Genomic DNA, 10254 nt, shown 5'->3' with positions numbered 1-10254 from the left:
GAGATGATCGCCTCAAGACGGTGCAGGCGCTGGTTGGCGTCGCGGGATGCGTTCGCGTCCATCGGGGAGCCATCCACGGCCACCGCCGAGAGGTCCACCAGCCCCCGCCGGCCGCACAGCGCCAGCACCTGCACGAACAGCGAGTTCAGGGCATCGCGGTGGCGCCGGATGAACCGCGCCACGGTGGAGTGGTCCATCCTGCGATTCGCGGTGATGACCCGGCAGCCCACGTCATCCCAACAGGCCTGCTCGATGCGGCGGGAAGACCGTATTCCCTTGCTGTAGCAGTACAGGATCAGCGCGACCTGGTTCGTGGGAGGGTAAGCGGCCCCTCCCTGCCCGTCGGCACGGTAGCTGTCCTCGAACGCCGAGAGATCCAGCTCTCCGACGGCGTTGAGCACCTTCCAGCACAGGTGCTCGGGCGGCAGCCACTCCCGTACATTCCGCGGCATCTCAAGATCACGTTCACGGTCGCACAACAGGAAGTTCCGCCCCACAGACCAAGATTCCGATGCCTGCCCGGCGGCCGGAACCGAACAGCAAATCGCTCTTGACCTTCACCGGGCAGGAGTTGTGCGACAGCCTCCTTCCCGGCGTGGCCAGGGCACGGAAGAGACTAACCCGGCCGCTACGCTCGGCCGCATGGTGCATGTACTCGGCAGTCGCGTTCTGCTGCGCCCCACCGATCCCGAGCGCTCCCGCGCCTTCTACGGCGAGCAACTGGGCCTCGCCGTGTACCGCGAGTTCGGCACCGGCCCGGAGCGCGGCACCGTCTACTTCCTCGGCGGCGGCTTCCTGGAGCTGTCCGGCCGGTCCGACACACCGGCGGCCCCTGCGGCCACGGCGGCGCGGTTGTGGCTCCAGGTCGCGGACGTGACGGCGGCCCACCAGGAGCTGCGGGACAAGGGCGTCGAGATCGTCCGGCCGCCGGTGCGGGAGCCGTGGGGCCTCATCGAGATGTGGACCGCCGACCCGGACGGCACACCCATCGTCCTGGTGGAGACTCCGGCCGACCATCCGCTGCGGTACCGACCGGGACTCTGAGGCCGGTGATCCGACACCGGGGAGGGGCGTGAGGGCCGCGTCACGCCCGTACGGCGCTCAGGCGTCCTTCCAGCTGCCCCAGCAGCCCGCCGAGCAGCGCGGCCAGCTCGCCGAGATCCGGCCCGCCCAGGCCGGAGAGCACGGCGTTCTCGTAGGCGAGTTGCGCGGGCATGATGCCGTCGACGACGTCCCGTCCGGCGTCGGTGAGGCGGACCCGGGCCATGCGGCGGTCGCGCGGGTCGCCGCGGCGTTCCACCAGGCCGCGCCCGGTGAGCTGTTTGAGGCGTTTGGTGACGGCGGCGCCGGAGGAGAAGGTCTCGCGTGCCAGTTCGCCCGGGGTCAGTTCGCGCCCGGTGCGACGCAGCGCGCCAAGCAGGTCGAACTCGGGGCGGGTCAGTCCCGCCCGGCTCAGCGGGGCGTCCTCGGCCTGCTGGAGCAGGGCGGCACAGCGGTTGATGCGCCCGATGACCTCCATGGGCCCGGTGTCGAGGCCGGGGTACACGGCCCGCCACTGCCGGACCACCGCGGCCACGGTGTCGCCGCCTGTCGCCGGAAGCCCCTCGCCGGACGGGTTCCCCGCCTCGGCCGGGAGTCCCCCGTCGGCGGGAAGTCCTCCCTCGAGCTGAAGTCCTGCGTCGGCCGGAGGCCGTTCGGTCGCCGTCATGGCCGTATGTCCTTCGTGTTCGTGCCCGGATCTGTACCCGGGTTCATGTCCGTGCCGGGGTTCGGGTCCTCGCCAGGGCCGGTCAGCAGCCCCTGGCGTCGTACCGTCGCCGCGAGCGTACGGTGTCCCTCCCGCTCGGCGAGCACGACGTGTTCCTGCGGCAGCGTGCGGAGCCACCACTCGCCCGCGGCCGCGTCGGCGGCGGCCCGCAGGTCGACGAGGGCGGCGGCCAGGCCGCGCCGGGCGGTCTCCAGGGCGGTGGGGTCGGCCTGCGGGTCGGTCAGGAGCCGGGCCGCGTGTTCGCGCCGGAGGCCGGCCGTGCTGAGCGCCGTCGCGACGCGGTTGCCCGCCCGCCGGTTGGTGACGGCCAGGGCGGCGGCGAAGCCGACCAGCGCGCCGACCAGGGTGTCCACCACACGATCGGTGATCAGGGGGCCGGCCGCCTGGTAGCCGGGGAACTCGGTGATGAGCAGGGCCAGCGGGGTGACGCAGACGCTGCCGAGCCAATAGTTGCGGCCGATGAGCGCTTCGGCCCCGAAGTTGAAGACGAGGCAGCACAGGACGAGGGCGAGCGGTCCCAGGTCGGCGATCGGGGCGACGGCCGCGAAGATCAACACGCCGACGAGGTTGCCGAAGACCCGCTGCACGGTCCGGCTCCAGGTGAGGGTGATGTTGGCCTGGTAGAGCGCGGCGGCGGTGGTCAGGGCCCAGTAGGGCCGTCCGATCCCGATGGCCAGGGAGGCGTACCCGGCGAGGCCGCAGCCGAGGACGGTGCGTACGGCGATGGGGGTGAGCGGTCCCAGCCGGGACCACAGGGGGCGGTGGGGGATGGCGCGCTCGGCGGCCACACCGAGGAGTTCGTCGGCATCCGAGCGGGGGGCGTCGGCGCCCGGGATACGGCCCGTGCCGCGCAGCTCACGGGCCTGGGCGCGCAACCGCGCGGGGTCGGCCTCCGCCGGCGCGGCGAGCGCGATCTCGGCGCGGATGACCAGCCGTTCGAGAGCCCGGCGGGTGGCGACGGAGCGGGTTCCGGTGAGGAGCAGGCACTGCCAGGCGGCCTGCACGGCGGCGTAGGCGGCGGCACGGGCCCGTGCGTGGCCGTCGCCGGTGCCGCCGGTCTCGGCGTACGCGGCGGTGGCGTTCAGTGCGTCGGCGGTGGCCCGGCGCTCGGGGCCGTGCGGCCGGACCAGTACGGGTGCCATGCCGACCAGCCAGGCCCAGACCCCGGCCACCGCGGCCAGTGCGAGATGGCCGGGGACCTGCCCGAGGGTCTGGGGGACGAACAGCGAGGCGGAGCTGACGAAGGTGAGGATCACGTTGCCGGGCGGGCCGATGCGCGTGACGTCGCACAGCACCTTCTGCACGGCGGCCAGCAGGGCGCCGATGGCGACCAGGATCACCGCGTTGCTGGTGAGCGAGGCCGAGACCAGGGCCACGGCGAGGCCGCCGACCATGCCGAGCACCACGCCCGCGAGCGCCTTGGCGCGGGCGGCGTACGGACGGTTGTGGGCGTAGAGGGCGCACAGGGAACCGGCCATGGTGTAGGCGGCGAGGTCCAGTCGGCCGAGGGCGACCAGGATCAGGTTGGGCGGTGCGACCGCGGCCACCACGCTGAAGGCGGGCTTGAACCAGATGTTGGAGGGCCGTCCGACGCGCAGTACGTCGACCAGTGGGAAGCGCCGGGGCTTCGGCGTGGGGGCGGGATTCGGGGTGGGACGGGGGGTCGCACTGCTCATGACGTACAACGCTACCAGGTCTTTTACTCGTAAAACATTCCTGTGACCTGCGGTGCTCCCCCGAATGCTCCCCATGTACCCCTGTGCGCTCGCGTGCACGCCTTCGAGCGGGGGCATGCCTTGACCCGACCGTGGAGCGGCTCCAGGGGGAGGTGCGCGTGCACGGACCGGCGTCGTTCGGCTGGTTGCTGGTCGCGCTCTGCGCGGCGACCGGCGCCTACTGCCTGCTGCGGATGCGCAGCAGTGTCGAGGAGCAGCGCCGCGCCGCGGGCGGTGAGGCGCTGATGGGTTTCGGCATGGCCGCGATGGCCGTACCGGCGGCGGTGTTCACCCCGCCTTCGTGGGCGTGGCCCGCCTGTGCGGTGGTGTTCGGCGCGGCCGCGGTGCAGGCCCTGTGGGCGGGGCGCGGGAGCCCGCGCCATCTGCACCATCCGGTGGGCTCCGGGGCCATGGCCTACATGGCGGTGGTGATGGCCGCCTCCCCCGGCGGGGAGCACGGACACGGCGGCGCGGGCATACCTGCGCTGACCTGGCTCCTGCTGCTGTACTTCGCCGGATACGTACTGGTGACGGGCGTACGGCTGGTGCCGGTGGCCGCCGCTCCGGAGCACTCGGCGGCCACCGGCACGGGGCCTTCCGGAGCCTCGGGCTGGGGGGACCGGCCCGAGCTGGCGCGGGCGTGCCGGCTGTCCATGGGGATCGCGATGGTGGCGATGCTGCTGACGATGTGAGGCGGGGCGGCCGGCCGCGGGCCGACGAGCGGGACCGTCGCCCGCGTCACTGTGCCCGATGGGCCGTACCCGGGAGTCCTCCGCGCTCATGGGCCGGCCGCATGACGCTCCCCGCGGCGCTGCTGCTGCTCGGCGTCCTGACCTCCGTCGTCGGTTCCAGGCTGCTCGCGCGGGCCGACTGGCCGGACCGGCTCACGGTGGGACGCCGGCTGCGGCTGACGGCCGTGGCGTCACTGGTTCCGGTGGTCCCGGTCCTGGTGGCGTTCGCCCCCGGGCTGCGGGCGCTGGAGCAGAACTGCTCGGAGGCATGCGCTGAAGGCCTCTTCGCTTCAGGGCTTCCGGGCGGTCGGGGCGTCGGTGTTGGCCCCGGGCCCCGGCGGTCGGCGAGGATCGTTTCATGCACTCCCCCCACATGTCTCCCCCCGACCTCGAATCACCGCCCCGGCCACCGGAGCACCGGCACCGCCTGGCCGTCCTGTCCATCGGTGTACCGGCTCTGTGCTCGGTACTGCTGCTTATCCTGGTCGGCGCCGAGTGGCGTCCGCTGACCGGTGTGGACGGCGACATCGCCCGTACCACGCACCGCTGGGCGGTCGACGAACCGGGGCTGACGCAGACGGCCCGCGTCCTGACGAACTGGGTCTGGGACCCGTGGACCATGCGCCTGCTGGCCGGGGCGGTCGCACTGCTGCTGGTGTTCCGGTACGCGGCCCGCTGGACCGCGGTGTGGCTGGTGGTGACCTGCGCCGTGGGGACGGCGCTGCAGCAGGTCCTGAAGGCGGCGGTGGGCCGCGCCCGCCCGGTGTGGGCGAACCCGGTCGACTCGGCCCACTACGCGGCCTTCCCGTCGGGTCACGCCATGACTGCCACCGTTGTCCTCGGTCTCCTGCTGTGGCTCCTGCACCGGCACGGCGTGAGCCGGGCCGTGTGGGTGTGGGCCGCGACCGTGGCGGCGCTCTCGGTGGCCGGCGTCGGTCTCACCCGCGTCTGGCTCGGCGTCCACTGGGCTACGGACGTGCTCGGGGGTTGGCTCTTCGGCGCCCTGGTCGTGGCCGTGGCGGTGCGCGTCCACCGGCGGCGACACCCGTGAGACCGCACGGTCCGCGTCTCCCGGAAATCTCCCGCGGGACCTCCGTGACCACTTTCCGGTGCCGGTCCGGCGGGACGCACGAGGGCCGGACGCACCGCAGCGGCCCGGGCGGTCGCCGGCAGGGCGGGAGACGGCATCTCGTCAGTGCCGTTCTCCTCGGGCGATCCCCCGCGTCGCCCGAGGAGAACGGCAGCCCGGAGCGGACCCACCAGGGAGTCCGGCCGGACGCGTTGAGTATAGTTGGCTGTCAGCCAGTCAACGCAGGAGTCCAGCATGTCCCCGCGCAGCCCCTCGGTCAATGAAGAATTGCGGAGGCGTTCGAAGGAACGGCTTCTGCAAGCCGCCGTCGAGGTGGTGAGCGAGCGCGGATACGAGGCGACGACGCTCGGCGACATCGCCGACCGCGCGGGGTCCGCGCGGGGTCTGGTCTCGTACTACTTCCCGGGGAAGCGCCACCTGGTGCAGTCCGCGGTGCACCGGCTGATGCACCGGACACTGGAGGAGGCGCTGGAGCGCGAACCGCGCACCGATGACGGGCAGGAGCGGATGGCGCGGGCCATCGACGCGATCCTGGGCCTGGCCCGCGACCGCCCCGTACTGATGCGCCAGCACATGGCCGGACTGCTACAGGCCGAGGGTTTCCTGCCCTGCCCCGAGCAGCGGCGCCTGGCCGAACTGCTCAGCGACACCGTCGCCCGGTACGGCTCCAGCGAGGTCGACAGCGACTACCCGATGTTGCGCGCCCTGCTGATGGGCGCCGTGTTCTCGGCCCTGCTGCCGGGTGCGCCGATGCCCGTCGAGGCACTGCGCGCGGAGCTGTTCAAGCACTACCGGCTCGACTGGGAGCTGGGTGTCCCGCCCGGCACCGAGGTGCCGGGCGGGACGGGCGCGTCGAACCGGACGGACGCGGCCGGCGGAACGGGCGCGTCGAACCGGACGGATGTGTCGCGGTTCTTCGCGACCGAACCGGCCCCGGGGCCCTCAGCCCCACCCCGTCGCCCCGCCCCGGACAGGTCCTAGTCCCTGTCGTCGAAGTAGTCAGGCTGCGTCTGCGGGTTGAGCTCGCGCAGCTGGATCCTGTCGGCCGGGTCCGTGCGCCGGTCGTCGATCCTCAGGACGTCGAGGCCCTTCTCGATGTCGTTCGAGTAGATGTAGCCGTTGTAGTAGTACGCCGACCAGGAGCCGCCGGTGACGATCCGGTCGGTGGCCAGCGGACCCCGCTCGAAGTAGGCGATCTCCTTCGGCTTCGAGGAGTTGGTGAAGTCCCAGACGGAGACGCCGCCCTGGTACCAGGCCTGGACCATGATGTCCTTGCCCTTGACCGGGATCAACGAGCCGTTGTGGGCCACACAGTTCTCGGTGTCCGCCTGGTGACGGGGAATCTTGAAGTAGCTGCGGAAGACGAGCCGGCTTTTGTCGCCCTTGCCGACGATGTCGTAGATGCCGTCCGCGCCCCGGTCCGGTCCGACGGCCGCATTGCAGGTGGCGGCGCCACCGCCGCCCAACTCATCGGTGAACACGACCTTGTTGGCCCGCTGGTTGAAGGTCGCCGAGTGCCAGAAGGCGAAGTTGACGTTGTCCTGCACCCGGTCGATCACCTTGGGGCGCTCGGGGTTCTTGATGGAGAACAGGATGCCGTCGCCCATGCAGGCACCGGCGGCGAGGTCCTCGGACGGCAGCACGGTGATGTCGTGGCAGCCCGTGGTCTTGGAGACGCCCGGGTTGGTGGGCGCGCCCGGGTTTCCGCCGCCGTCCGGCCCCTCACCAGGGAACAGCACCGGGAATCCGACCACCGCCGCCTTGTGCGGGGCCTTGCGCGGCACCTTGATGACGGAGATACCGTCGTGCGGCGGCTGGCAGTCGGGGTAGGCGGCGTTCGGCGAGTACGAGGAGACGTAGATGTAGACGTTCTTGCGCTCGGGCACCAGCGTGTGGGTGTGCGAGCCGCAGGCGGTCTCGACGGCCGCGACGTAGCGCGGGTTCCGCTTGTCGCTGATGTCGAAGACCTTCATGCCCTCCCACGAGGACTTCTCGGTCGCCGGTTGCGTGGTGCTGTTGCAACTGCTGTCGCTGCGCGAGGAGTCGGTGGAGAGGAACAGCAGGTCACCGGAGACGGAAATGTCGTTCTGGGAGCCGGGGCACAGCACCTGGGCCACCGTCCTCGGTGACTTCGGGTTGCTGATGTCGAAGATGCGGAAGCCGTCGTAGTTGCCCGCGAAGGCGTACCGGCCCTGGAACGCCAGGTCCGAGTTGAATCCGGTCAGCGCGTCCTTGGGGATGTTGGCCACGTGCCGGATGTTGTCGGAGCGGACGACCTCGTCCTGGGTGGGTATCTCGCCGCTCTCGATGGCCTCACGCGCCTCGGCCTGCGCACTTCGGGACATTTCTTTCGGGGCGGCCGGCTCGTCCCCGGGGTCGGGGATCGCCGCGGCCGGTGCGGCGGTGAGCAGCGCGGCCAGCAGTCCCCCGGCTGCTGCGACAACTCCCAGCCGTCTGCGCCGGGTTCGGGGATCTTTCAACAGGATCACTGTCTTTCCTCCCTTGTACCGTTCGACTCGGAACGGGTGGTGCACCGGCAGTATCTTCCTGACCATGCACATAACAACAGTGGGCAACACACTCGCAACGAAGTTTTCTGCTCACTGCCGCGCGGAAGCGTGCTAGGACAGTCGTCGGCACTCACGAGGTGTCCCGTGACCCTCCCCAGGGGGTCCCCCAGCCACAGGAGGTCCCGTGCTCTTCCGCCGTGCGTCACGCGTGTCCGTCGTCGCGACCGGGCTGACCGCCCTGGCCGTACTCGGGCTCGCGGGCTGCGACTCCGATACGGATGACGCCAAGTCGGCTGCCGCCAAGGGGCCTTCGGTGATCGCACCAGGCGAGCCCGGACAGCCGAACCGGACGTTGTCGGCCGCGGAGGCCGCAGAGCAGCGCGCCGAGGACGACTCCCCCAACTCCGCGGACGTCTCCTACACCCGCATGATGATCGAGCACCACTCCCAGGCCCTGGAGATGACCGAACTCGTCCCGGACCGTGCCGAGTCGCCGAAGATCGTCAAGCTGGCCGAGCGGATCGCGGCCGCGCAGCAGCCGGAGATCAAGGCGATGGAGGGCTGGCTGACGACGCACAAGAAGACCAAGAAGGCCGACGAGCACGACCACGACCACGCGGCGATGCCCGGGATGGCGACCCCGGCCCAGCTCAAGAACCTGCGCGCGGCCGAGGGGAAGGCCTTCGACCAGCTCTTCCTCACGCTGATGATCACCCATCACGAGGGGGCGATCACCATGGCCACGGACGTGAAGGCGCAGGGCAACAACATCCAGATCGAGGAGATGGCCGACGACGTGGTCGCCCAGCAGACGAGCGAGATCACGCGGATGCGCGACCTCCTGTGACGCCCGCGGCGGAGCCGTTCACCGCCGGGTGTGACGCGGGCTCAGCAGGCCCGCGTCACGTGCCCGGCCGATGACCCGCAGCGCCCCGCGTCGGCTGTATCCGGTCGCGCACATCACGGCGAGCACCGGGTCGGCGCCTTCCTCCTGGGCCGCGCGGTACTCCCGCGCCACGAAGCGCCTCCCCACGGGCCCCTGCGGCCCGACCACACGGGTCCGCCGCTCCCCCGTACCGGACGGGGCACCGGCGGCCGGTTCGTCCTCGGCGCCGCAGGCCCGCGCGAGCGGCCCCTCGATCCAGTCGGCGAACAGCGCCAGGTCCTCCAGCGACAGCGCGGGCCGGGCCCGTACGTCCTCGACGCAGACGCTGTGCCCGGACACCATCGCGAGCGCCTCGACCCCGGCTCCGTCCGCGAAGGTCAGCCGCACATCGAACCAGCGCGTCGTGTGCTCCCCTTCGCGCACCTCCCAGGCAGGCCGCACGGACACGGCACCGTCCGCCGGAGAACGATCGGAAAGATGAAGGAAAGACTCCTCAAGCACGCTCGCAACGTAACCACGTGAGCACTTTCCCTACGGACGAACACGCACCCCGACCGGTGGACGGCACCCTGTCAGCGGAGCGGGCGCCACTTCGGCCGTGCGGCCGAGGAGGCGGGGGCCACGACGCCCCCACCTCTCCGCTGGAGAACGCGCTCACTGCCGCTACAGATGGCTGAATACCTGCCGTATGAGGCGTTGACCAGAAAGCGCTTTCCCCCTACGTTCCGTTCAGCGACGTGAACCTCACGCACCCACGGCACCTCCGCACCCCCGCGTCGCCGACACCCCCACATCACGACAGAAGGAACCGGAACATGACTTCGGTGACAACACCGCGCACCCATGGGCGGGCGCTGACCGGCGCACTGGCCACCCTCGGGCTCTCGGTTGGCATGCTTATGACAGCAGGCGCCTCCCCGGCCGGCGCCGCCACCTGGCCGACCCCCAACGGCAGCGAGGGGGTCTCCTCCACCATCTCGGTGTCCGGCACCAAGGACTACGGGATGAAGCGCCTCTACGGCACCGGCGCCCTGGGCTCCGGCAGCCAGAACGAGGACCAGGGTCCGATCCTGGAGCTGGCGGACGGCGCGGTCCTGAAGAACGTCATCCTCGGCGCCCCGGCCGCCGACGGCGTCCACTGAGCCTTCGCCAACTTGAAGTTGCTGGTCAAAGGGCTGGCGTGCCGGTCTGAAGGCGCAGTCGCGCTGGTCGTCGGCGGGAGTCTGTGGAGTAGATCGTCTGCCGGATCGGTCGGCTATGGACCGGGCTTGGTGGGTTCGTAGGTGATCAGGTCTCCCGGCTGGCACCGCAAGACCTCGCAGATCCTCGACAGGGTTGAAAAGCGGACGGCCTTGGCCCGGCCGTTTTTCAGCACGGACAGGTTGACGACGGTGATGCCGACCTGCGAGGACAGCTCGGTGAGCGTCATGCCGCGCTCGGCGAGAAAGCGGTCGAGGTGGATCCGGATCGAGTGAGGCTCCTCATCGTCGGGCATCAAATGGTCCCTTCGAGGTCCTCTCGCATGTGCACGCCCTCGCGCATGATCTTCCCCAT

11 protein-coding genes and 2 pseudogenes are annotated in these 10254 nt (G+C 71.1%); 7 read left to right on the top strand and 6 right to left on the bottom strand.

What is annotated here, in order from left to right:
• The coding region (locus tag DIZ27_RS43080; protein WP_146229129.1) for a transposase at positions 1-497 on the bottom strand (497 nt) is incomplete at its 3' end.
• 145 nt (positions 498-642) lie between these two features.
• Here DIZ27_RS43080 and DIZ27_RS43075 point away from each other — a divergent pair.
• A complete protein-coding gene (locus DIZ27_RS43075) occupies positions 643-1044 on the top strand; it encodes a VOC family protein (RefSeq protein WP_109383727.1) in 402 nt (133 codons plus the stop codon).
• 40 nt (positions 1045-1084) lie between these two features.
• Here DIZ27_RS43075 and DIZ27_RS43070 read toward each other — a convergent pair whose 3' ends face one another.
• Both DIZ27_RS43070 and DIZ27_RS43065 read right to left on the bottom strand, forming a co-directional pair.
• Positions 1085-1708: a MarR family winged helix-turn-helix transcriptional regulator gene (locus DIZ27_RS43070; protein WP_109383726.1), complete on the bottom strand. Its 624-nt coding sequence runs from the start codon at positions 1706-1708 to the stop codon at positions 1085-1087.
• A complete protein-coding gene (locus tag DIZ27_RS43065; protein ID WP_109383730.1) occupies positions 1705-3444 on the bottom strand; it encodes an FUSC family protein in 1740 nt (579 codons plus the stop codon). Before DIZ27_RS43065 ends, DIZ27_RS43070 begins: the two co-directional genes overlap by 4 nt.
• A gap of 158 nt (positions 3445-3602) precedes the next feature.
• Between DIZ27_RS43065 and DIZ27_RS43060 the strand changes: the two genes are divergently transcribed.
• From DIZ27_RS43060 to DIZ27_RS43050, 4 genes and pseudogenes are all read left to right on the top strand, one after another.
• Positions 3603-4175: a DUF5134 domain-containing protein gene (locus DIZ27_RS43060; RefSeq protein WP_109383729.1), complete on the top strand. Its 573-nt coding sequence runs from the start codon at positions 3603-3605 to the stop codon at positions 4173-4175.
• A 95-nt stretch (positions 4176-4270) separates the two neighbouring features.
• Positions 4271-4462 (top strand): annotated as a pseudogene (locus DIZ27_RS48220) (M56 family peptidase); the annotation flags it as partial.
• A 110-nt stretch (positions 4463-4572) separates the two neighbouring features.
• A complete protein-coding gene (locus DIZ27_RS43055) occupies positions 4573-5265 on the top strand; it encodes a phosphatase PAP2 family protein (protein WP_109383725.1) in 693 nt (230 codons plus the stop codon).
• Positions 5266-5538: 273 nt separating this feature from the next.
• Positions 5539-6285 (top strand): TetR/AcrR family transcriptional regulator, encoded by a 747-nt coding sequence (locus DIZ27_RS43050; protein WP_109383724.1) that lies wholly within the window; start codon positions 5539-5541, stop codon positions 6283-6285.
• Here the strand turns inward: DIZ27_RS43050 and DIZ27_RS43045 are convergent.
• A complete protein-coding gene (locus DIZ27_RS43045; RefSeq protein ID WP_109383728.1) occupies positions 6282-7793 on the bottom strand; it encodes an LVIVD repeat-containing protein in 1512 nt (503 codons plus the stop codon). The genes DIZ27_RS43050 and DIZ27_RS43045 overlap by 4 nt on opposite strands.
• A 205-nt stretch (positions 7794-7998) precedes the next feature.
• On the opposite strand from DIZ27_RS43045, the gene DIZ27_RS43040 reads away from it, so the two are divergent.
• Positions 7999-8661 (top strand): DUF305 domain-containing protein, encoded by a 663-nt coding sequence (locus tag DIZ27_RS43040; RefSeq protein WP_109383723.1) that lies wholly within the window; start codon positions 7999-8001, stop codon positions 8659-8661.
• A gap of 18 nt (positions 8662-8679) precedes the next feature.
• On the opposite strand, the gene DIZ27_RS43035 is transcribed toward DIZ27_RS43040, so the two are convergent.
• Positions 8680-9147, bottom strand: coding sequence for a DUF6214 family protein (locus tag DIZ27_RS43035; RefSeq protein ID WP_109383722.1), 468 nt, complete (start codon positions 9145-9147; stop codon positions 8680-8682).
• 368 nt (positions 9148-9515) lie between these two features.
• On the opposite strand from DIZ27_RS43035, the pseudogene DIZ27_RS43030 reads away from it, so the two are divergent.
• A pseudogene (locus tag DIZ27_RS43030) lies at positions 9516-9839 on the top strand (pectate lyase); the annotation flags it as partial.
• A gap of 116 nt (positions 9840-9955) precedes the next feature.
• Here DIZ27_RS43030 and DIZ27_RS43025 read toward each other — a convergent pair.
• Positions 9956-10195 carry a helix-turn-helix transcriptional regulator gene (locus DIZ27_RS43025; RefSeq protein WP_109380678.1) on the bottom strand — a complete coding sequence of 80 codons (240 nt, stop codon included), beginning with the start codon at positions 10193-10195 and terminating at the stop codon, positions 9956-9958.
• Between the last annotated feature and the right edge of the window lie 59 nt (positions 10196-10254).

This window comes from Streptomyces sp. NWU339 (assembly GCF_003143855.1).
Taxonomy (GTDB): Bacteria; Actinomycetota; Actinomycetes; order Streptomycetales; family Streptomycetaceae; genus Streptomyces.
This window is presented reverse-complemented; position numbering and strand designations above follow the sequence as displayed.